Source organism: Nonomuraea sp. IBHARD001 (genome assembly GCF_056106265.1).
Genome location: NZ_JBWBBW010000002.1, coordinates 7,081,577 through 7,102,958 on the forward strand (window position 1 = coordinate 7,081,577; position 21,382 = coordinate 7,102,958).

General features: G+C 70.5%; 23 protein-coding genes and 1 tRNA gene. 10 read left to right on the forward strand and 14 right to left on the reverse strand.

The genetic code is table 11. The annotated features are described in order from the left end of the window. Window positions 1-24 precede the first annotated feature (24 nt). Entirely contained in the window at window positions 25-1,287 is a 1,263-nt protein-coding gene (locus ACTWNK_RS33820) for a phospholipase D-like domain-containing protein (protein WP_474308976.1), read from the reverse strand. 200 nt (window positions 1,288-1,487) lie between these two features. Between ACTWNK_RS33820 and ACTWNK_RS33825 the strand changes: the two genes are divergently transcribed. Beyond that, window positions 1,488-1,988 (forward strand): GNAT family N-acetyltransferase, encoded by a 501-nt coding sequence (locus tag ACTWNK_RS33825; RefSeq protein WP_474308977.1) that lies wholly within the window; start codon window positions 1,488-1,490, stop codon window positions 1,986-1,988. Window positions 1,989-2,066: 78 nt separating this feature from the next. Here ACTWNK_RS33825 and ACTWNK_RS33830 read toward each other — a convergent pair whose 3' ends face one another. From ACTWNK_RS33830 to ACTWNK_RS33875, 10 genes are all read right to left on the reverse strand, one after another. After that, window positions 2,067-5,765 (reverse strand): winged helix-turn-helix domain-containing protein, encoded by a 3,699-nt coding sequence (locus tag ACTWNK_RS33830; protein ID WP_474308978.1) that lies wholly within the window; start codon window positions 5,763-5,765, stop codon window positions 2,067-2,069. A gap of 389 nt (window positions 5,766-6,154) precedes the next feature. Then, window positions 6,155-6,886, reverse strand: coding sequence for an NYN domain-containing protein (locus tag ACTWNK_RS33835; RefSeq protein WP_474308979.1), 732 nt, complete (start codon window positions 6,884-6,886; stop codon window positions 6,155-6,157). Window positions 6,887-7,006: 120 nt separating this feature from the next. After that, a tRNA-Ala gene (locus tag ACTWNK_RS33840) sits at window positions 7,007-7,079 on the reverse strand. A gap of 69 nt (window positions 7,080-7,148) precedes the next feature. After that, window positions 7,149-7,682, reverse strand: a complete 534-nt coding sequence (locus tag ACTWNK_RS33845; RefSeq protein ID WP_474308980.1) for a hypothetical protein — start codon at window positions 7,680-7,682, stop codon at window positions 7,149-7,151. 20 nt (window positions 7,683-7,702) lie between these two features. Beyond that, entirely contained in the window at window positions 7,703-7,915 is a 213-nt protein-coding gene (locus ACTWNK_RS33850; RefSeq protein WP_474308981.1) for a helix-turn-helix domain-containing protein, read from the reverse strand. Window positions 7,916-7,946: 31 nt separating this feature from the next. After that, a complete protein-coding gene (locus tag ACTWNK_RS33855; protein WP_474308982.1) occupies window positions 7,947-8,801 on the reverse strand; it encodes an alanyl-tRNA editing protein in 855 nt (284 codons plus the stop codon). A gap of 7 nt (window positions 8,802-8,808) precedes the next feature. After that, window positions 8,809-10,086 carry a CynX/NimT family MFS transporter gene (locus ACTWNK_RS33860; protein ID WP_474308983.1) on the reverse strand — a complete coding sequence of 426 codons (1,278 nt, stop codon included), beginning with the start codon at window positions 10,084-10,086 and terminating at the stop codon, window positions 8,809-8,811. Between the two features lie 173 nt (window positions 10,087-10,259). Continuing rightward, window positions 10,260-10,745: an SRPBCC family protein gene (locus ACTWNK_RS33865; protein WP_474308984.1), complete on the reverse strand. Its 486-nt coding sequence runs from the start codon at window positions 10,743-10,745 to the stop codon at window positions 10,260-10,262. A 56-nt stretch (window positions 10,746-10,801) separates the two neighbouring features. Further along, entirely contained in the window at window positions 10,802-11,185 is a 384-nt protein-coding gene (locus tag ACTWNK_RS33870) for a hypothetical protein (protein WP_474308985.1), read from the reverse strand. Further along, on the reverse strand, window positions 11,182-11,544 hold the full coding sequence (locus tag ACTWNK_RS33875; RefSeq protein ID WP_474308986.1) for a hypothetical protein: 363 nt from the start codon (window positions 11,542-11,544) through the stop codon (window positions 11,182-11,184). Before ACTWNK_RS33875 ends, ACTWNK_RS33870 begins: the two co-directional genes overlap by 4 nt. 73 nt (window positions 11,545-11,617) lie before the next feature. On the opposite strand from ACTWNK_RS33875, the gene ACTWNK_RS33880 reads away from it, so the two are divergent. Continuing rightward, window positions 11,618-12,118: a 2-thiouracil desulfurase family protein gene (locus ACTWNK_RS33880; RefSeq protein ID WP_474308987.1), complete on the forward strand. Its 501-nt coding sequence runs from the start codon at window positions 11,618-11,620 to the stop codon at window positions 12,116-12,118. Between the two features lie 63 nt (window positions 12,119-12,181). Here ACTWNK_RS33880 and ACTWNK_RS33885 read toward each other — a convergent pair whose 3' ends face one another. Continuing rightward, the gene (locus tag ACTWNK_RS33885; protein ID WP_474308988.1) at window positions 12,182-12,535 is read right to left on the reverse strand and encodes a hypothetical protein; all 354 of its coding nucleotides are present in this window, start codon (window positions 12,533-12,535) and stop codon (window positions 12,182-12,184) included. A gap of 387 nt (window positions 12,536-12,922) precedes the next feature. Here ACTWNK_RS33885 and ACTWNK_RS33890 point away from each other — a divergent pair, with 387 nt between their 5' ends. From ACTWNK_RS33890 to ACTWNK_RS33905, 4 genes are all read left to right on the forward strand, one after another. Further along, entirely contained in the window at window positions 12,923-13,600 is a 678-nt protein-coding gene (locus ACTWNK_RS33890) for a response regulator transcription factor (protein ID WP_474308989.1), read from the forward strand. A 31-nt stretch (window positions 13,601-13,631) separates the two neighbouring features. Next, window positions 13,632-14,960 (forward strand): sensor histidine kinase, encoded by a 1,329-nt coding sequence (locus tag ACTWNK_RS33895; RefSeq protein WP_474308990.1) that lies wholly within the window; start codon window positions 13,632-13,634, stop codon window positions 14,958-14,960. A gap of 393 nt (window positions 14,961-15,353) precedes the next feature. Next, window positions 15,354-16,724 carry a Dyp-type peroxidase gene (locus ACTWNK_RS33900; protein WP_474308991.1) on the forward strand — a complete coding sequence of 457 codons (1,371 nt, stop codon included), beginning with the start codon at window positions 15,354-15,356 and terminating at the stop codon, window positions 16,722-16,724. An 85-nt stretch (window positions 16,725-16,809) separates the two neighbouring features. Further along, window positions 16,810-17,142 (forward strand): hypothetical protein, encoded by a 333-nt coding sequence (locus ACTWNK_RS33905; RefSeq protein WP_474308992.1) that lies wholly within the window; start codon window positions 16,810-16,812, stop codon window positions 17,140-17,142. Here ACTWNK_RS33905 and ACTWNK_RS33910 read toward each other — a convergent pair. Beyond that, a complete protein-coding gene (locus ACTWNK_RS33910) occupies window positions 17,136-17,666 on the reverse strand; it encodes a PadR family transcriptional regulator (RefSeq protein ID WP_474308993.1) in 531 nt (176 codons plus the stop codon). The two genes, ACTWNK_RS33905 and ACTWNK_RS33910, sit on opposite strands and share 7 nt — an antisense overlap. Window positions 17,667-17,763: 97 nt before the next feature. Here ACTWNK_RS33910 and ACTWNK_RS33915 point away from each other — a divergent pair, with 97 nt between their 5' ends. The 3 genes from ACTWNK_RS33915 to ACTWNK_RS33925 are packed head-to-tail and all read left to right on the forward strand — an operon-like array spanning window position 17,764 to window position 20,179. Next, a complete protein-coding gene (locus ACTWNK_RS33915; RefSeq protein ID WP_474308994.1) occupies window positions 17,764-18,315 on the forward strand; it encodes a hypothetical protein in 552 nt (183 codons plus the stop codon). A 29-nt stretch (window positions 18,316-18,344) separates the two neighbouring features. Next, window positions 18,345-19,622 carry a carotenoid oxygenase family protein gene (locus ACTWNK_RS33920; RefSeq protein WP_474308995.1) on the forward strand — a complete coding sequence of 426 codons (1,278 nt, stop codon included), beginning with the start codon at window positions 18,345-18,347 and terminating at the stop codon, window positions 19,620-19,622. Continuing rightward, window positions 19,622-20,179 (forward strand): GNAT family N-acetyltransferase, encoded by a 558-nt coding sequence (locus ACTWNK_RS33925; RefSeq protein ID WP_474308996.1) that lies wholly within the window; start codon window positions 19,622-19,624, stop codon window positions 20,177-20,179. The genes ACTWNK_RS33920 and ACTWNK_RS33925 overlap by 1 nt, the downstream gene beginning before the upstream one ends. On the opposite strand, the gene ACTWNK_RS33930 is transcribed toward ACTWNK_RS33925, so the two are convergent. Then, window positions 20,124-20,540, reverse strand: coding sequence for a winged helix-turn-helix transcriptional regulator (locus ACTWNK_RS33930; protein ID WP_474308997.1), 417 nt, complete (start codon window positions 20,538-20,540; stop codon window positions 20,124-20,126). The two genes, ACTWNK_RS33925 and ACTWNK_RS33930, sit on opposite strands and share 56 nt — an antisense overlap. Window positions 20,541-20,751: 211 nt before the next feature. Between ACTWNK_RS33930 and ACTWNK_RS33935 the strand changes: the two genes are divergently transcribed. Further along, a complete protein-coding gene (locus ACTWNK_RS33935; protein ID WP_474308998.1) occupies window positions 20,752-21,378 on the forward strand; it encodes an NAD(P)-dependent oxidoreductase in 627 nt (208 codons plus the stop codon). Window positions 21,379-21,382: the final 4 nt, after the last annotated feature.

Consider the following 21,382-nt stretch of genomic DNA (forward strand, 5'->3'; position numbering starts at 1 on the left):
TGATGGTGTTGCCTTCTGGTTGGTTCAGTTGTCGGCGGGTGTGTCGGGCAGCGAGCCCTCGTCGAAGCCGTCGGCGACCGTGGTGATCGGCTCGACCTTCAGCGCCGGTTCGCCGGTGCCTGACAGCACCGCGTTGCCGGCCGCCGCGCGCAGGGCGGCGAAGTTCGCGGCGAACCTGTCGTGCAGGGCCGCGCCGCTCACCTTGAGCAGCGTCTCGTCGTTCTGCCTGAGGGCCGCGGTGGTGTAGTTGTGGCTGCCCATGAAGACGAGCTTCCTGTTCGGAGCGCCGTTGTAGGTGCCCTCGACGAGGAGGTACTTGGAGTGCACGCCGTTGCCGCTCTCGGCGGCGGCGAACGTGCGCACCCGGGGGCCGTTGTAGCCGTTCGGCCTCTTGGACAGCGCCTTGAGCGAGCCTGCGTCGATCTTGTTGAACACGATGTCGACATAGCAGCCGCGCTGGTCGAGGTCCCACAGCTTCCTGGCGACCGCGTCGCGGGTGATCGACCACATGGCGACCCTGATCACCGTGCGGTGCTTCGGCCCGGCCCCGCCCTTGGTGCTCCCGGTGCAGGAGACGTTGTCCAGGATGTTCACGATCGGGTCGGCGTTGGCGCCGCTGCCCTGCCTGGGGAAGAAGTAGGCCTTGCCCGCCGCCGAGACGACCGGCGGGCGCCTGGTGAAGTAGTCGGCGCTCTTGCGCATGGCGGCCAGGTCGGCGAAGTAGCCGGAGTAGGCCTGGTACAGGCGGCGGTCGCCCGGCACGGTCACCGCGCTGTTCCAGCCGCCCGTGCCGCCGAGCCCGGCGTTGAGGTTGGCCGTCGACTGCACCACGACGTCGCCCGCGCCGCGGGTCCTGGAGAACAGGAAGAACTTGTTGTGGTTGATCGGCCCGCCCGCCGTGCCGATGCAGGCGGCGCCCTTGGTGCACAGCACGGCCCAGGAGGCGCGCGAGCGGTCGGAGCCCAGACCGGCCGTGGCCGAGGCGAGCTTGCGGAAGGCCGCGTTGTCGGCGCTCGCGGTGTGGTCGGCCACCACGGTGACCTTGACGCCTCGCCTGGAGGCGGCGATGAGGGCGTCGGCGATCGGCGTGGAGTTGACGCTGTACATCGCCATCTTGATCGTCGAGCCGGACGCCGCGCCCCTGATCAGGCCGATCAGGTGGTCGACGATCGCATTGCGCTCGACGGCCGTGCCGAGCGGCTTGTTGAACACCACCTCGGGCGCCTGCGCGGCGTACGCCGCCTGCGGGGCGGTCGCGACCATGCCGACCCCGATCGCCGCTGCCACGACACCTGCCCCAAGGCGACGCCCACCCATGCTGCCCCTTACGTCCAGAATGATGACGTTCGAGACTATAGAGAAGCTAAAGTCCTTTTTGTCGGCTTTTAAGGTTACGATTGGCTACCAAAGGGGACGGTTGGTAGCATTCGTGACGGCTTGGACGCGGCCCTGGCCCCGGTCGCCCCCGACCGACGCAGGAGCAGCCCGTGCCCGCCTTCATCGACCTCACCACCGAACGCCTCACGCTGCGTCCCTGGCCGCACGCCGACGTCACCGCCGCACTCGACGGCCTCCGCCTCCCGCACTGGGCCCCCGACTTCGCCGCCGAAGGCGACCGCGTCATCGCCCGCTACATCGCCGGCCACCCCGCCGCCTCCACCAGGTACGGCCAGCGCCAGATGGTGGAGCGGGCCACCGGGCTCGTCGTCGGCGCGATCGGGCTGTTCTGGCCGCCCGCCGACGGCACCGTCGAACTCGGCTACGGCGTCATCGCCTCCAGGCGAAGGCTCGGCTACGCCACCGAGGCGACCAGGGCCATGGTCGCCTTCGCCCTGACCGCACCCGGTGTACGCGCCGTGCACGCCGACGTCGAACCGGCCAACCCCGCTTCGATCAGGGTGCTGGAGAAGGCCGGGCTGCTGCGCTGCGCCGAGGCCGGGCTCGACGACCAGCTCAGATTCCGTGCGACCGTCGCCTGGCTGGAGTGAGGTGATGTTGCTGTGGACCAACGGGCCGTCCGGCGCGGGCAAGACGCAGACCGCGTACGAACTGCATCGGCGGAGCGCTCAGCGCCTGGGCATCTCGAAGCCACCCATGTCCTGCAGTTTCAGGTGGTAGACCGTGTCGACGGCGGGCGCCCATGAGGCCGTGGCCCGCAGGTACTCGGCGCCGTGCCTGGCGGCCAGGCGGAAGAACCACCACTTGGTCCGCTCGTCCTTCTCCCTGAACGTGCACTGCAGCAGGGCCGAGGCGAGCGAGGACAGGTGCAGCTGCACCCGCCAGTCGTCGTCGAAGTCGCCGTGCTCCAGCGCCGTCCTGGCCATGTCGCGCAGCGTGGACAGCATCGGCGCGAGGAGGTCGTCCCCACCGCCGCCGTCCATGATCTGGCGGAACAGCCGCTCCTGGGCCTGCGGGTCATCGGGGACGCGCCCGGCGAGTATCGAGTGGAACAGCGTGGCCGGGTCGCGCGACAGCGGCGCCGACTTCTCGAACGTGGTCAGGTCGACGAGCTTGAACTCCTCCGGCCTTCGCTCCCCCTCCTCGACGCCCGGAATGAGGACATTGCCGTGGTGCAGGTCGCCATGGGCGAAGCCCCGCAGGTGCTGTACGCGGTGGCGTCCGGCGATGCGCCCGGTCAGCATGGCCAGCGGGTTGGGCAGCACGACGGGCGTCTGCTCGCCGGCGAAGAAGATCCACTCGCGCTCCGGCTCCAGCAGCCCGCGCGCCTGCGCCCAGCGCCTGAGCTTGCTGCCTTCGGCGAAGGCGGCCCCCAGCTCGGCCGCGAGGTACTCCCACGAGTACGGGAGCGGACGGCGGACCGCGGGCAGCCTGGGGTTCCAGTCGCGGATCACGGCGGTGACGACGGCCTCGAACGCCGCCGCGAGCTCACCGGGCGCCGACAGCTCGGCCATCTGGCACATGCCGAACAGGCTGCCTCCCGCCACGTGCTGGAGCAGGACGTGGCCGCCGTCCGGGCCGAGCGACGGGCCCTGCCCCCAGAGGTCGACCAGGTGGTCGCGCCGGAAGGCGCTGACGCTGGCGTCCAGGGCCAGCTGGTGCTGTGCGGGCTCACGCGAGAGCGGGCCCGGCGGGCAGACCTTCGCCACCACCTTGCGTGCCATCGTGCCGATGCCCGAGGGCGGTGTGATGATCAGGCCGAGCAGGCGGCTCTCGGTGTTGCCGCTCTTGCTCCAGACCGGCTCGTTCGAGGTGATTTCGCAGCCCTTCGCCGCGGCCCAGGCCTCCAGCGCCGCCGCCGCCTCCGGGCCGAGGTGCTCCACGATGGTCGCGTAGTCGTTGCGGCCGATGCTCAGCGAACCCTCGACCGTGGTCTCGGTGTCGAGCTCCCTGAGCTCCTTGATGAGCTCGCCCGGGTCGTCGAGGAGCTGCGGGCGGCTGTCGAGGAAGGCGGTCTCGGCCGACGACAGGCGGCGGACCTGGACCTCGCCCTGCACCTGGACGACCAGCGTCCTGTGGATCAGCAGCAACGCGTCGCCCACCCGGCCGAGCGCCGTGAGGAGCCCGCTGACCGGCCCGTCGGGCAGTGGCGTGGCCCGCAGCGCGTGCTCCAGCTCCTCACGCCGCCGCTCCTGCGTCACCCCGTCGCCGTTGCCGTCGCCGCGGAAGTACAGGCCGTAGGGCGGGATCCTGTTCTGGCACGGCGGCAGCATCTCGAAGCCGTAGGCGCGCACCAACTCCATGACGGCGAACTCCAGACGGCACAGCGCCGCACTGTGCGCGCCCGTGACGCAGATCCGCAGCCCCTTCACCTCGTCGGCGTCGTAGACGCCCATCGCGAGCGCCGAGGCGCCGTCCAGGTCCATGCGCTTGCCGAGGTCGAACGCCTTGCGAAAGGCGTCGGCGTCCAGCTCCTCGCGGCACACCTCCTCCAGCCGGTCATGGCCGTCGATGAGCCAGGAGGCGCCCAGCTGCGGCCGTGCGGCGCTCGTCCAGCGCTGGCCGAGGACGCCGAGCAGCCGGGCCGACACCTCGTACTCGCCCAGCTTGGCGTAGATCCCGGCGGCGACCTCCAGGGCCATCAGGCGTCCGAGCGTGTCGTCGAACAGCCCCTTGATCCGCAGGCAGTGCCTGACGGCGTCCAGGGCCTCGTGGGTCCTGCCGCAGGCCAGATAGACCTCGGCGAGCGTCCAGTACGCGTACGAGCTGACGAACAGCTCCTCGCGCACCTCGCACGTCTTCAGGCAGTCGACCAGGAGCGCCTCGGCCTCGTGGAAGTCCTGCTGCTTGGTCAGCACGATCGCCAGCTCGACCACCGTGGGCAGCAGGCCGGGATTGAGCTCCCTGCCGGTGCCGTGGAAGCCGATCGCCATCCCGAGCAACGCCCTGGCCTGCTCGAAGTCATCGCCGAGCAGGGCCGCCGTCCCCTGCATCTTCAGGGCGAGGATGGCGGACTTGGAGTCGCCCGACGACCTGGACTCCTCCAGGCACCGCTCGGCCACCTCCATCGCGCCCGCGCTCTCGCCCGCGGCGCTGCGCACATAGGACAGCACCCACAGGGCCTTACGGCGTGCCGCGCTCGCGCCCGGGTTGGCCTCCAGCGCCTTCTCCAGGTGGCTCTGGCCCTCCTTGATGAATCCGCAGCAGATCCACATGAACCACAGGGACGACAGCAGTTCGAGCCCGCGTTCGGTCTCGCCCGGCGTCTGCAGGGCATGGTCCAGGGCCAGCCGTACGTTGTCGTGTTCCTTGCGCATGCGCTCGAACCAGTAGATCTGCCGTTTGCCTGACCAGTCGGCCTCGGCGCGGGCGGCCAGGTCGAGGAAGTACTCCAGGTGCTTGCGCCTGAGTTGACCGGTCTCGCCCAGCTCCTGCAGCCGTTCGGCTCCGTAGGCGGCGAGCGTGCCGAGCAGCCGGTAGCGCGTGGTGTCGTTGTCGCCGCCGACGATCAGGATGGACCGGCTCACCAGCGCGTCGACCAGGCCGTCGATCGCCTCGGGCGCGATGCGGTCGTCGCCGCACACCAGGCGGGCCGCCTCCAGGTCGAACGCCCCGGCGAACACCGACAGGCGTGACCACAGCAGGCGCTCGTCCGGCTCGCACAGCTCGTAGCCGCAGGCCAGGGCCTCGCGCATCGTCGCGTGCCGTGCCGTCGTCGCGCCCGCCGCGCTGGTCAGCAGGCCGAGCCTGTCCTCCAGCAGGGCGTGGACGTGCTCGAGCGACAACGTCTCCAGCCTCGCCGCCGCCAGTTCGACGGCCAGCGGGATGCCGTCGAGACCCGCGCAGACCTCGACCACGAGCGCGATGTTCTCCTCGCCCAGCACGAATTCCGGGGGAGCCGAGGCGGCGAACAGGCGTACGGTCTCGTTGGCGTAGCGCGCCTCGGTGTCGTCGTCGCCCGGCAGGGCCATGGGCGGGAGCAGGACCACACGTTCGTCAGGTGCGCCGAGCGCGCACCTGCTGGTGGCCACGATCCGCAGCTTGGCACTCGCCCCCAGCAGCCTCTCCACCAGTGCGGCGCAGGCCTCGGCGAGGTGTTCGCAGTTGTCGAGCACGAGCATCATCTCGCGCCCCGCGACCCAGCGCTCCAGCGCCTCGGCCTCCTGCCCGAACACCGCCGCGACCGCACGCCCCACCGCACCCGGCTCCCGCACTCCCGCCAGGTCGACGAACCAGACGCCGTCCTTGTGCCTCGGCCGTACCTCATGGGCCAGCCGCAGGGCCAGACGCGACTTGCCCACGCCCCCCACGCCCGTCACCGTGACCAGACGCGACTCCCGCACCTGCGCCTTGAGCCCGGCCAGCATCCCGACCCGCCCGACGAACCTGGCCCCTTCCTCAGGAAGGTTCCCCCCACGTCCAGCACCATGCCCAGGCATCATTCTCCCAGCGTGAGACCACCTCAACCCTACGAGCCCCACCAGCCCCTTGAGGGGTGATCGCGACTATCGCCCTTGAAGCGCGGATAGGGGCTTATATGGGGATGTCTGATGCCGAGGAGGTGCCTGGGAAAGACGAAACCCCCACATCCGACACGGATGCGGGGGCGAAACGACGTCCGTGAAGCTTCGGGAGCGCCTTGAGGCCCTCCTGGGCGTGCTGACGGGCATAGGAAAACCCGGCCCACAAGGAGCCGGGTGGTATGTGCCTTCAGCTTATCAGATTCAGCTTTCCGCAGCGGGCAGCCAACCCAGCGTCACCAGCCCGAAGGGCGCGTGTAAGCGCCGACAGTCACCGGCAGCTGACACCTCACCACATCGGCCGCCGACAGTTGATACCACCAGTGTCTGCCCACACCATCTGACGCCTGTCCACGGAGTGCGCCCGCCAGGTAGTTGCGACTCGGATTGACCAGCCCAACCGGGACTTGCTGACGCGCTCGCTCGATGGGAAAGCGCAGGTCGCTGTCATTGGAGACAACCACCGCGGCGTCGATCGCACCGGCGAAAACGTCGAGCAGGAGATGCGACGCCACGTTGACGTCGGAGCCCTTCTCCTCGCGGTAGGCATAGGAGACCATGAAGCTCGCATCAGGGATCGGCGTCCCGGACGAATCGCAGACCCCCACCGGCCAGGCGGAACGTGTGATCGCCGGCCGACCTGCGCGATCTCGGACGGCGAGGGGCGCGTACTTCACTCGCGAGACGTAGTAGCCGAACTCGATGTGGTCGACGCCGTTGCTGGCCAGCAGGGCATTCAGGTAGATGCTCTGATCACGTTGCCCTTCCGGGTTGTCCGCCCCGTCGATGCGCGCCGTGCAGTAGACGACCCGCTCCACGTGCGCGTTCGGCCAATTGGTCCGCCGCGCGACGAGATCAGCAGCCAGCGCCCGAAGATCGAGCCAACGCCACCCCGGCGTGCCCCGACCGCACAGGCCACGCGCACCGTAGTAGAGGTTGAAACCGTCTACATAGATCCCGACCCGCATGCGAGCGACCGTACCTCAGCACCCGCACTATCCGTGGTCGAACAGTGACTCAAGACCGGCCGTGAGCCTCAGGAATGAGAAAACGGCTGGCGTCACGACACCAGCCGTTTTGCAGTGCTGTGGAGCTAAGGAGATTCGAACTCCTGACCCCCTCCATGCCATGGAGGTGCGCTACCAGCTGCGCTATAGCCCCTTGCGATTGCGTGAGAACTATATCGGACTTCCGGCACCCCTGACGACTTGAACGAAGGACCCGGCGGGCTCACGCGGCCCTTCGGGGGGTGGGGATGCGGGACTGGCGGGCCAGTTCGGGCAGGTTCACGGCGCAGGACCGCAGGATCGCGGCCGTGCCGTTTCGGGAGTCGGCCAGCAGGCCCCACAGCAGGCCCTCGCCGTCGGCCGACGACGACAGGGCCACCTCCAACGCCTTCCGGGTGTGCATCGCCAATACCACGACGCCCAGTGGGCCGGTCAGCTCCACCCGTAGCGGGCGTACGACCGATCGGCGCAGGCGCCACGACGCGGGGTCGTCGGAACCGGCGAGGGCGCGCAGCCGTACCTCGTCGAGGTCGATCCCGAGTGTGGCCAGCAGTTCCCGGGCGCGGCCGGTGTCGACGTGGGCGCGGATGTCGTCGCCGGTCGGCGAGAAGGCGGGCAGGGGACGGGTGAAGGGACGGGTCTCGGCGAGGGCCAGCAGGAGCAGGCCGGGCGGGACGACGGGGTGGCCCGCCTCGATGGCGAGCACGCCCGCGCGGACGAGCGCGCGCCGGGCGCCGGGAGTGAATCGACTGAGCACCTTGCCTCCAGAGAACGCGGTCAGCGAAGACGGCGGGCGTGCTTGCGGTGGACGGTCTGGCGCGTGACGCCGAGTGCGCCCGCGATCTGCTCCCACGACCAGCCTCCGGCCCGCGCGGTGGTGACGTGGGCGGCTTCGAGCTCCTCCAGCAGGTGCCTGAGCGCGGCCACGGCGGCGAGGCCGGTGCCGGGGTCGCGGTCGGTGGCGGCCGAGGCGAGGTCGGTGACGTCCATGGTGTCAGCATGTGCTGACAGCGCAGATTTGTCAACCGATGCTGACGCCGGTCCGCATGACGAGTTCCGTGCCGTCGCCGGAGAGCTCCAGGGCGACCGAGACCGTGCCCAGCGCACCGGTGCCGGACACGTGGGTGCCGCCGCACGGGATGGACGCCTCCCCCTCGGGCAGTGCGCAGTGCCAGCTGCGCCTGGCGGTCAGCGACGGGTCCGGCACCTCGACCCGGATCGGCGCCTCGGCGGCCACCCATCGCTTGAGCGTGTCGCCCACCTCGGCCGCGACGGCGTCGACCTCCAGATCGGCGGCGGCGAAGCCCTTCTTGCGCAGCGACTTGCCCAGCCGGTACACATCGACGCTCGCCCCTTCGGAGATCCGCGAGGAGGTGATGGCCAGCTTGTCGAAGTCCGGATGCCCGAGCGAGTCGAGCGGCGCGTCCTTGCTCCACCGATCGGCCAGCGCCGCGTTCAAGGCGAGCGCGGCCAGGTGACAGGCGGAGTGCCCGGCCGAAAGCGCGGCCCGGTACCCGGCGTCGACCAGCAGCTCGACCTCCGGCCCCGAGGCAGGTGCGGCGTCGACGAGATGGACCACCAGCCAGGCCCAGCCCTCGCTCCCCCGCCGGACCGGGATCTCGGCCCCGAGGAGCACCCGCCGCGAGTCGTCCCGCAGATCGACCGCGCCCGTCACGCAGTCCACGACCGCCACCCCGCCGATCGTCCCCCGGTCGGCGGGCTGGTCCGGCCAGGTGTGGTCGAGCGGATGAAAGGGCGTCTCGACGACCACGAGGCCGTGCCGGTCCCCTGCCGGCACGACCTCGACGATCTCCGAGACGATCTCCGAACGGCCGCTGACCTGGCCCTGCGGGAAGGTGACGCGTGTTGAGTCCACGCCTCGATTATCGCGCCGCGACCTCGCTGCGGCTTGCGCGGCCCCCGTCGGCGCCCAAGCCGCTGCCGGTGTCCAGCAGCGCGCCCTCGTCCTCCAGATAGCGGTCGCGCCCGGCGTACAGACCGGTGCCGAGCTGGATCGCCAGCACCGCGAACACGAGCAGGAACGGCAGCGTCCAGCCGCCCGTCGCCTGGTACAGCACGCCGACGACGAGCGGGCCGGCCCCGGCCAGGAGGTACCCGGCGCTCTGCCCGAACGCCGACAGCGCGGCGGTGGCCTCGGCCGTACGCGTGCGCAGGGCCAGCATGGTGAGCGCCAGCGGGAAGGAGCCCATCCCGACGCCGACGAACAGCACCCAGATCCACGCCGTCGAGGCCGGAGCCAGCCACAGCCCGAGGAACCCGGTGACATAGAAGACGACGAGCCCGACCACCACAGGACGCTGGTCGGCGAACCTGGTGGCCAGCGACGGCACGACGAGCGAGATCGGGATGCTCAACGCGGTGAACGCGCCGAGGATCAGCCCGGCCTGCCCGGTCGTGTAGCCCTGGTCGGTGAGGATCTTCACCAGCCAGCCGAACATGATGTACGCGATCATCGACTGGCTGCCGAAGTAGAACGCGACGGCCCAGGCCAGCTTGCTGCGGACCAGCCGCTTCGGGCCCGCGTCCCTGGCGCCGGTGTCGCGCGCGGGCTCACTGCGCAGCAGGGCCAGCCACGGCAGTACGGCGACGGCGGCCAGCAGGGCCCACACGCCGAGCGCGATGTGCCAGTTGCCGTCGGCTGCGCGCTCGATGGGCACGGTCGCGGCGGCGGCGAGCATGGTGCCGACGGCCAGCGCCGTGGTGTAGACGGTGGTCATCATCCCGGCCTTGCCGGGGAAGTGCCGCTTGATCAGCGTGGGGATCAGCACATTGCCGACCGCCCCTCCGGCCAGGGCCAGGGCGCTGCTCAGCAGGAAGACCTGCGCGGAGTCGACCGACGCCCTGATGGCGAGACCGGCGCCGAGTGTGAGCAGCGACAGCAGCAGCAGCCTGTGCTCGCCGACGCGCCTGGACAGCGCGGGCGTCATCGCGCCGACGGTGGCGAACATGAGCACCGGTAGCGTGGTGAGCAGCCCGGTGCCGACCCCGGACATGCCGAGACCGCCCGCGACCTGGTCGAGCAGCGGCCCGATGCTGGTGACGGCCGTGCGGAGGTTGAGCGCGGCCAGCACGATTCCCAGCACGAGCAACCAGGGCAGCGGTCCGGTACGGCCTCTGGACTCTTGCGTGAGAACACTCATGGCGAGCTCAAATCCTCCACTCATGGAATCATGGGATGACTGGTTGAGTCACCATCGTAACAGGAGCAAACTGCACCGTTATTCCTGTCCCCCCGCCCCAACGACCCCGGCACGCGCGAAGGCCCCCTCCCTGCCTGCGGGAGAGGGCCTGACTGTGAGTTGCGCCACCGGCGCTACACGAGAGGACCCGAGGTCAGCGGCGGCTCCTGGTCCGGCACGCTGCCCCGCCACGCGCCGGTCTCGCCGCCCCGCGCCTCGACGAACGTCTTGAAGCGCTCCAGGTCGTTGCGGACCCGCAGTTTGACGATCTGCAGCCAGTCTCCGGCCGTCTCCAGGAAGCCCTCGGGGTCGTACTCCATCTCCAGCGTCACACTCGTCGTCGCCGCGCCGACGGGCCTGAACGACACCGACCCCGCGTGGTGCGGCGCCTCCAGCGAACGCCAGGCGATGAGCTCGTCCGGCCGCTGTTCGAAGATCTCCGCCTCGAACTCCCTGCGTACGCCCGCGATCTCGACGACCCACGCGGTGCGCGTGTCGGTCAGCTGCTTGACGGTCTCGACGCCCTCCATGAACTCGGGGAAGCTCTCGACCTGCGTCCACTGGTTGTAGGCGGTCCGCACGGGCACGGCCACCTCGACCGTGTGCTCGATGGTGCTCATCGTCTCCGTCTCCTCCTGTGGGGTACGGGAGCACCACTGCCCCTGAGGCGCCGGGCCTAACGCCTGCGGCGCGCCAGCCACAGCAGGCCGACGACCGGCAGGACCAACGGGATGAACGCATACCCCCTGCCGTAGGCTGACCACACGGTGGCGGCGGGAAAGGCCTCGGGGTCGAGCACACTGGCCGTGCCGATCACCAGCACACCGGCCAGCTCCACACCGAGCGCCCACAACGCCGCCCGCCGCGCGCCGCGGACCAGCGCGACCGTCAGCAGCAGATAGACGGCGGCGGCGAACGCCGAGAGCGAGTACGCCAGCGGCGCCTCGTCGAACCTGGTCGCGATCTGCACCGCCGCCCGGGCCCCCGCCGCCAGGGCGAACAGCCCGTAGACGGCGACCAGCGCCCGGCCGGGCCCCGTGCCGATGCCTTCGACGCTCACGCCACGCCCTGCCAGATCTGCAGCAGCCTGCCCGTCATCACCGCGACCGCGAACCCGGCCACGACCAGGATCGCCGCACCCCACCGGCTGCGCTCGGCCAGCGCGAGGAAGACCCCGGCGGGCGGGATCAGCGCGACGCCCGCCAGATAGCCGTACAGCGTGACGTGCTCCCGCGGCCCCTGCCCCGACAGCGAGGCGACCACGGTGAACCCGGCCTGCACGAGGACGGCGAGTTCGAGCACGACGAAGCCGCCGAGCAGGATCACGCCCATCGGCCGGTCGCGGATGGCGACGATCAGGCTCACCAGGGCCAGCAGCAGCGACCCGACGATCACGCAGGTCGCGAGGGTTGCATTCATATCGCGCAAAAGGCTACCGCCCCACCTGTCCGGTGCCTTCGCCAGCGTGGGCGTGCCCCGTAGCATGAGCGGCGTGGAACGCATCCTGGTCAGCGCCTGCCTGATGGGGCGGCGTGTGCGCTACGACGGCGGGGCCAAGACGAGCGGCGACGCCGTGCTGGCCGCCTGGCGGGCCGAGGGGCGGCTGGTGCCGTTCTGTCCCGAGGTCGAGGGCGGGCTGCCGACGCCGAGGGCGGCGGCCGAGATCGAGGCGGGCGCCGGTGGCGCGGCCGTGCTCGCGGGCACGGCACGCGTGCTGACCACGGCGGGCGAGGACGTGACGGCCGCCTTCGTCACCGGGGCGCGTGCGGCGCTGGAGGCGGCGCGCTCGCTCGGGATCAGGATGGCCGTGCTCAAGGAGGGCAGTCCGTCGTGCGGCGCGCTGAGCATCTACGACGGCACGTTCGGCGGGCGTCGCATACCCGGTCAGGGCGTCACGACCGCACTGCTCGGGCAGCACGGCATCAGGGTGTTCACCGAGGACGACCTGCGATCGGCCGCCGCCTACCTGGACGAACTCACCGCACGCGAATGAGCACGGCCGCGGCTCTGCCCGCCGCGGCCGTGCTCGTGCACGCGTTCCAGTGCTCCCGGCTGTCTAGTACTCCCAGCTGTCGGTGCGCTGCTCGGCGCTGATGCAGAACGCCGACGAGCCGTGGTTGCCCAGATAGAGGTCGACCCTGATGAATCCGTTCTGCTCGGTGACATTGGCCGAGTAGCCGCTGATGGGGGTGGCCGAGACCAGGACGCAGCCGGTGCCGGTCAGTCTGAACGCCACCTCGCCGCCCTTCATCTTGACGACCTTGACCCCGGGGTCCTGGGCCGCCATGGCCTGCTGGGTCGGCGTCGGCGCGACGGCCGCGGCCGTGGTCGCGCTCGGCGCCGGTTTGGGCACCGAAGCGGGTGCGCTCGCTTGCGGGGTGGTCGTCGCGGGGGTGGGAGGGCGCTCCATGACCGGCGCACGGGTCTGGGGGGCGCTCTTGTCGGGCGTTTTGAAAGGTTGCGAAATCGTGCGAGAAGGTTGGGGCTCCCGCTTTGGCTGGACAGGTGGGGTCGCTGGAGGCACCCTTTTCTCGGTATGGCCAGGCGTGGCCGACGGCGTGCTCACAGGGGTGGCACTCGGCACAGGAGTGGGCAGGTCAGGACCCTCTTCGGCAAAGCGCCCCGCGAGCCCCGACGTCACCACCTGGTCGCCGAACAGCTCGCTGTGCAGGACGTCGCGCACGCCGTACCACGCCACGCCTATGGCGGCGGCGGTCGCACCGCACCACAATGCGGCATATCCGATGGTTCGACGCATGGGCAGCATTATGAGTGACTACGGTTACGGTAGGGACGCATGGCGACGGTTCTCGTGGTGGAAGACGATGAGTTCGTCAGGTCGGCGATGATCCAGGAGCTCGACAGACGGCATCACGCGGTGCGCAGTGCGGGCTGCGCGCTCGACGCGTTGCGCGAGATAGCCCAGCGCCCACCGGACGCCGTCATCCTCGACCTCGGCCTGCCCGACCTCGACGGGTCGGAGGCGCTGCGCATGGTCCGCGGGATCTCCGACGTGCCCGTCATCGTCGCGACGGCCAGGGACGACGAGGCCGAGATCGTACGGCTGCTGGAGGCGGGTGCCGACGACTACCTCGTCAAGCCGTTCTCGGGCGACCATCTCGGTGCCAGGCTCGACGCCGTGCTGCGCAGGGCCAGGTCGGCTCCCGCGCCGCAGGTGCTGACGATCGGCGGCCTGAGCATCGACGTCAACCGGCGTGAGGCCGGGCTCGACGGCATGCCGCTGTCGCTGACCAGGCGGGAGTTCGACCTGCTCGCCTATCTCGCCACCAGGGCCGATCGCGTGGTGACGCGCAAGGAGCTGCTGACGGAGGTGTGGCGGCAGTCCTACGGCGACGACCAGACCATCGACGTGCACCTGTCGTGGCTGCGGCGCAAGCTCGGCGAGAGCGCCTCCGCGCCGAGGTACCTGCACACGGTCCGCGGGGTCGGAGTCATGCTGTGCGCGCCCCGCTGAGCGCCGCGCCCGCGACGGAGGCCTGATCCCCATGCGCAAGACGCTCGCCCTCATGGTGATCGCGGCGACCTCGATGATCGCCCTCGCCTTCCTCATACCGCTCGGGCTCATCGTCACCGACCTGGCACACGACAAGGCCCTGATCGAGGCCGACCAGCAGGCGACGGCGCTGGTGCCGGTGCTCGCCCTGACCACGACGCCCGCCAAGCTCGCCCATGCCATGGCCAGCACCGAGGCGGGCAGGCGGCGGCTGCTGGCCGTGCACCCGCCCCAGGGGCTGCCCGTGGGCGACTCCAGGGCCGCCGAGACCGATCTGACGGCCGCCAGGGTGCTCACCAAGGCCGCCAACATCGTGCAGGCCGACGGCTACGTGCTGCTGCGGCCGGTGGCGCTCGGCGGGGATCGGGTCGCGGTGGTGGAGGTGTTCGTGCCCGAGTCCGACACCGTGCGCGGCGTCGGCACCTCGTGGGCGCTGCTCAGCGGCGTCGCGCTGGCGCTGGTGATCGGCTCGCTGGTGGTGGCCGACCGGCTCGGCTCCAGGGTGGTGCGCTCCAGCCGTCGTCTCGGCTCGGCCGCCGCCGCGCTCGGCGCCGGGGACCTGAGCATCCGCATCGCGCCCGAAGGGCCGCCCGAGCTGGTCGCGGCCGGTGAGGCGTTCAACTCGATGGCCGATCGCGTGGTGCAGTTGCTCGCGGCCGAGCGCGAACTCGCCGCCGACCTGTCGCACCGCCTGCGCACGCCGCTGACCGCACTGCGGCTCAGCCTCGACCACCTGGGACCCGGCGCCGAGTCCAGCCGTCAGTCGCTGGCCAGGCTCGAACACGAGGTCGACGTCATCATCTCGGCCGCCAGAGGCCCGTCGCGGGCGCCGGAGTTCACCGACTGCGACGCCGCCGAGGTGCTGCGCGAGCGGCTGACGTTCTGGTCGGCGCTCGCCGACGACCAGCAGCGCCCCTGGGAGCTGAACGGCGCCACCGGCACCGTACGGGTGCCCGTGGCCGCCTCCGAGCTCGTCGCGGTCGTCGACGCCCTGCTCGGCAACGTCTTCAGGCACACCCCGCAGGGCACGGCCTTCACCGTCACCCTGCACCAGGGCCACGGCATGACCGGCATCATCATCGCCGACGCCGGACCCGGCATCCGCGACCCCGACGCGGCGATGCAGCGCGGCACCAGCGGCGCCGGTTCGACCGGCCTCGGCCTGGACATCGCCCGCAGGCTGGCCGAGTCGTCTGGCGGCTGGTTCAGGCTCGACTCCTCGGCGCTGGGCGGGGCTCAGGCGCAGCTGTGGTTCCGTACTGGCGAGCCCGAGCAGCGGCCGCAGCGCCGTACTCCGCGCTTCAGGACGGTCGGGCGGTGACCGGACTGAAGATCGTCATAAGCCTTCCTTAACGGAGGCTCAACACCCTTTCTGTGCCGCCTGAGGTGCGGCAATGTGTGGTCATGCAGTCGCGCGAGTGCGGCGCCGAGTCGGGTCGGCGCCCCTCGCGCGAGCTGACATCGGCAGACCACTCCCCAGGGGCGGCCCGCCCGGTCCATCTGCCAGGACCGCGCGAGGCCGCCCCACCTTTCTTTTCTCCCCCTGCCTCCTTCGTCCTGTCCCCGGCTCCTTCCCCGGGCCGGGGACACCCCTGCTCATCCCCTAGCGACCCCCTACCCGGGCAACACGCGCCCGCACTCGGTCGTCTGACTTAGCAGTTCAACGCACCAAGGGGGCCCGCACGTCACCACGACCACCGGGGAGAAGCCACACATGCCAGTCGATCTGAACAACGACCAACCACTCGCCTGGGACTCGCCCAAGCTCGACGCGGACACCAAGGAGATGCTGAACACCCTTCAGCCGAACATCCTGCGTGCCCACGTCCGCGAGTACCTGTCGGTGCTGTTCATCCGGTTCAACGACGTCAAGGAAGGCCGGCGCTTCCTGCGCAACGTCGCCACCACCAAGATGAAGTCGGCGCGCAAGCACCTGGAAGAGATCAGGGACTTCAAGACGCACGGCAGGCACGGCACGCCGTACGTCGGGATCGGTATCAGCAGGGCCGGATACCGCGACCTGGGGCACCCGGTCGAGGACATGCGCAAGTTCGGCGACCTGACCTTCCGTGACGGTATGAAGCGCCGCACGGCCGAGGTGGACGACCCGCCGGTCGACCAGTGGGAGTGGGTCTTCCAGCGCGAGATCCACGCCGTCGTGCTGGTCGGCGACGGCGACGAGGCCAGGGCCAGGGCCGTGCGCGACGAGATCGTGGCCACCCTGCCGCAGAGCGCCAGGCTGCTCGGCGAGGAGAGCGGCAAGGGCATGCGCAACCCGGCGGGCGACGGCATCGAGCACTTCGGCTATGTCGACGGCCGCAGCCAGCCGCTGTTCCTGCACGACGACTCCCAGGCCGAGCCGCAGAAGCACTGGAACGCCACCTTCCCGCTGAGCAACGTGCTCGTCGCCGATCCGTTCGGGCCGAACAAGGACCGGCACTTCGGCAGCTACTTCGTCTTCCGCAAGCTGGAGCAGAACGTCAGGGCGTTCAAGGAGATCGAGCGCGACCTGGCCGACGAGCTCGGGCTGAAGGGCGCCGATCGCAGCAGGGCCGGTGCGATGCTGGTCGGCAGGTTCAAGGACGGCACGCCCGTCACCAGCAGGGCGCTGGCGGGCGGCGGGCCCGTGGCCAACGACTTCGTCTACGACGGCGACGAGGGCGCCAGGTGCCCGTTCGGCGGCCACGTGCGCAAGACCAATCCCCGCTCGTTCGGCCGTGAGGTCATCATGGCGCGCAGGGGCCAGACCTACGGCGAGCGCACCGACGACCCGTGGGACGAGGCGCCGCCGGAGAGCAGGCCGTCGGGCGAGGTGGGACTGCTGTTCATGGCGTTCAACTCGAGCCTGACCGGCCAGTTCGAGTTCACCCAGCAGAGCTGGGCCAACAACCCCTCCTTCGAACGGCCGGGCACCGGGCACGACCCGGTCATCGGCCAGGGCGCACGCGAGCTGAAGGTGCGCTTCCCGAAGGTCTGGGACAGGCCCGAGCTGTCACCGCCGCAGCCCCAGGTGAAGCAGACCGTCACGATGCGCGGCGGCGAGTACTTCTTCATGCCGTCCCTGCCCTACCTGCGCTCGCTCTGATCACCCGCAGGGCCCGTGCCGTCGCCGGTGCGGGCCCCTCCGGACGCTGGCCCGGGGGCGGGCGGATGCCGTAGCGTCGGGGCTCATGAATTCGATCGCGAACCTGTTGAACGTCGTCTTCTTCCTGCCCCCGATGATCGTGCTGGCCGTGGGTGCGGTGCTCATCTCCAGGACCAGGGCCGAGCACGCCAGGGCCGCGGCGCTCGGGCTCGGCGGCTGTCTGGTGCTGCTGTTCAACACCGTCCTGGAGGCCGCCAGGATGCTGTCGCTGCCCTATGTGATCGACAGCTTCGGCGCCCAGCAGTTCGGCATGATCAACAGCCTGCTGAGCCTGATCCTCATGGTGATCTACTGCATCGGGCTCGGCCTGCTCATCGCGGCGCTCGCCACCCGTCGCCCGGCTCCGAAGCCCTACTGACCGGCGGTCCGCCGCCCGATCTGGCCGGCGGCCCACAGCGCCCATTCGCGCTGCATGTCGTTGAAGCGCAGCCCCCATTCCAGGGCCAGCCTGCCGTTGACCGAGAGCGGGCTGTCCTCGTGCGCGAGGCTCTCGCGCAGTGCGATCAGCTCCTGGTTCTGCTCCAGCAGGCCTGCGCTCTGCGCGACGAGGTACTGCCTGGCCTGCTCGGGGCCGACCAGGTCGAGGAAGAACACGCGCAGCAGCATGTCGCTGCGGCGCGTCCTGACCGGCTCGACGTCGACGATCCAGTGCCGTAGCTCGGCCAGGCCGGCGTCGGTGACGGCATACTCCTTGCGCCCGCGCGGGCCCTCGGCCGACACCCGCACCAGGCCGGCGTCGGCGAGTTTGCCGAGCTCGCCGTAGATCTGGCTCTGGGTCGCGGGCCAGACGTTGGCCAGGGAGATCTCGAAGATCTTCACGATGTCGTAGCCACTGGCGTCCTGCTCGGCCAGCAGTCCGAGAATCGCGTGACGAAGGCTCATGGGGCCACCCTACCGTCCACATTCCACTGTTGACAGGTCATGAGTGGAGGTTCTACTTTCGACCTGTCGAACGTGGAACCTCGAAGGAGCACTCCCCATGATCCGTGCCCTGCTCGGCTTCCTGCCCTGGATCGCCTACGCGATCGTCGCCACCGGCGAGGAGTGGCGCTACGGCGCGATCATCGGCCTGGCCGCCGCCGCGGGCGTGCTGCTGTTCGAACGGCGAGCGGGCAGGCAGTGGGACGAGCTGGTCATCCCGCTCAGTGCGGCCGTGTTCTTCACGCTCATCACCGTGATCTCCTTCGCCTGGCCGGACGCCACCTTCGTGAGGTACGGCCCCGCGCTGGTCAACGCATGGCTGGCGCTCACCGCCGGGGGCTCGCTGCTCATCGGGCGGCCCTTCACCCTGGGCATCGCCAGGACCGTGGCTCCGGCCGAGGTCTGGGACTCGCCGCTGTTTCGCCGGATCAATGTCGTCGTCACCTCCGCCTGGACGATCAGCTTCGTCCTGGCGGCCGTCGCGCTGACCGTGCTGCTGGCCGCCTACCCGCACACCACGGTGGCCGTGATCGTCATCAAGATCGCCTCGATCGCCGTGCCCGCCGCCTTCACCGCCCGCTATCCCAAGACGGCCATGGCCAGGGCCTGACGGTCCCGGCCCGCAGGAAGGACTCCCCCGTGCCCGCCTACCTCGAAGGCCATCTGGCCCCCGTGCCCGACGAGATCGACGCCCTGGACCTGGAGGTCACAGGGACGCTGCCGCCCGAGCTGACCGGACGCTACTTCCGCAACGGGCCCAACCCGCCGCCCGGCCAGGACCCCGGCCACTGGTTCAACGGCGACGGCATGATCCACGGCATCCGGCTGCGTGCCGGTCGCGCCGAGTGGTACCGCAACCGCTGGGTGCGTACCTCCAGGCTCGTGCGCGGCGCCTCCTACGTCAGCGAGCAGGGCGTGGTCGACCTGACCGCCACCCCTGCCAACACCCACGTCATCAGGCATGCCGGCCGCATCCTGGCCCTCGTCGAGAGCGGCCTGCCGTACCAGCTCACGCCCTCGCTGGAGACCGTCGGGCCGTGTGACTTCGGGGGCGGGCTGACGACGGCGATGACCGCGCATCCCAAGGAGGATCCGGTCACCGGGGAGTTGCATCTGTTCGGCTACGGGTTCTTCGCGCCGTATCTGACCTATCACCGGCTCAGCGCCTCCGGGGTGCTCGTCGAGAGCAGGCAGGTCGAGGTGCCGGGGCCGACGATGATGCACGACTTCGCGATCACGGCCGACCATGTCGTCTGGCTGGACCTGCCGGTCGTGTTCGACCTCGCGCTGGCCGGGTCCGGCATGCCGTACCGGTTCGACGAGGGGTACGGGGCCAGGATCGGGGTCATGCCCAAGGCTGGAGGGGCCGTGCGGTGGTACGACGTCGATCCGTGTTACGTCTTCCACGTGGGCAACGCGCGGCAGGACGCGGCCGGGCGCATCGTGCTCGACGCCGTCAGGTACACGCCCGAGGCCTTCGCCTCGACCTGGCGCGAGATCGGCGGGGCTGCCGTGCCCGCCGCCGAGGCCACGGGCGGCGTACTGCACCGCTGGACGCTCGACCCCGCCACCGGGCTGGCCGCCGAGGAGCAGTTGGACGACCGGTCGATCGAGTTCCCGACGATCAACGAGCGCCACACCGGGCTCGCCGGGGACCACCTGTACGCGGTGGCCGACGACGCCATCGTCAAGTACGACCTGCGCACCGGCGCCACCCGCACCCACCGCACCGGGCAGCGGACGGGAGAGGCCGTCTTCGTCCCCTCGGGCGACGTCTGCGAGGATCATGGCTGGTTGCTGTCCATCACCGGCTCGGCCCTGCTGGTCCTGGACGCCACAGATTTGTCCACCGTCGCCTCCGTACGGCTTCCGCGCCGCGTACCGGCCGGGTTCCACGGTTCATGGATCGAGGATTGATGCGCGTCACCCCATCCCACGACACCAAGGCACTGGGCCAGGTCCTCGGCCAGGCCTTCCGCGACGACCCGGTCATCCGCTGGATGCTCGAAGGGCGTGACGCCGGGCCGATGTTCGCCGTTCTGGCCAAGCACGTGCATCCGGTCGCCGATGCCGCCTTCGACGGGGACACCATGATCGGCGCCGCCATCTGGGACCCGCCGGGTCACCGTCAGCCGTTCCTTCGCACGCTGCTGGCGATGCCCGGCTTCATGTCCTCGATGGGCTCGCGGGTGTCCTTCGGCCAGAAGCTGGAGTCCACGGTCCGCCGGTTCCGTCCTGCCGAGCCGCATTGGTACCTTGCGCAGATCGGCACGCTGCCCTCGGCTCAGGGGAAGGGCGCCGGGCGTGCGCTGCTTGAGGCCAAGCTGAGCGACTCGCGCGTCCCGGCGTACCTGGAGAGCAGCAAGGACAGCAACGTGCCCTACTACGAGCGCTTCGGGTTCAAGGTGACACAGGAGATCACGCTTCCCGACGGCGGCCCGACCCTGTGGGCGATGCTGCGTCCCGCAGGCTGACCGCCTCGCCGCGCTCCCGTGCGTCGAGCAGTTCGTCCCAGTGCTCGGTGGCCCACGCACAGGCGGCGTACAGCGGCTCCAGCATGCCGACTCCGAGCGGCGTCAGCGCGTACTCCACCCCCGCGAGCGGATCGGCGTGAACCGTGCGCGAGACGAACCCGCCTCGCTCCAGTCCGCGCAGCGACTGCGTGAGCACCTTCGGGGTGACCCGACGCAGCGGCACACGCAGCTCGGAGAAGCGCCGCGGGCCGCCCTCCAGGCATCGCAGGACGAGGGCGGCCCACTTGTCACCGAACCGGAACGGCACGAACGCCGAAGGACACAACTCGTCGAACAGATCGGCGGGCAGCGGCTGCTTCACGTGTACTCCTGTGGGGCGGTGAGCGGGGGGTGAGGGGTGAGCGGGGGCTGGGGCTCGGCGGGGGCAGGGCTCGGGGCGGGCGGTATCCGGTCGGGGCGGGCGGTACCCGGTCGAGGCGGGCGGTACCCGGTCGAGGCGGGCGGTATCCAGGTGGTAACCCGCCTCTCGGCTACCTTTCCGGAGCATCGCGCCAACGGGAGGTATTCCAGACATGAGTAGATTTGTGATCTTCGGAGCGGGCGGCCGGGCCGGACGTCAGGTCGTCGCCGAAGCCGTACGCCGCGGCCACCAGGTCACCGCGGTGCTCCGCGACCCGTCCCGCTACGAAGGCCCCTCCGACGGCCTCGTCCGCATCGCCGCGGGCGACGTCACCGACCCGTCCGACGTCGCCTCGCTCGCCGCCGGGCACGACGCCGCGATCAACACGGCCGCGTCGCTCACCCCCGAGACGTTCTTCGCCGACGCGGCCCACGCCCTCGTCAAGGGCCTGGCCCAGGCCGGCGTCCCCCGCCTCGTCACCGCAGGCCTGTCGTCCCTGCTGCCCGGCCCCGACGGCACCCGCATTCTCGACACACCCGGCTTTCCCCCCGAGTTCCGCCCCTTCTGCCTGTCCCACGCCGAAGGCCTCGCCGTACTCCACACCGAAGCCACCTCCCTGTCCTGGGTGTACGTAAGCCCGGCAGGCGACTTCGACCACACGGGCACCCCCAGAGGCCACTACACCCTCCACACCTCCGCCGCCCCCGCCTCCCGCATCACATACGCCGACTTCGCCCTCCCCCTCCTCGACCAGGCCGAGTCCACACACGACCACCACACCCATGTGGGAGCAGCCTGAGGGG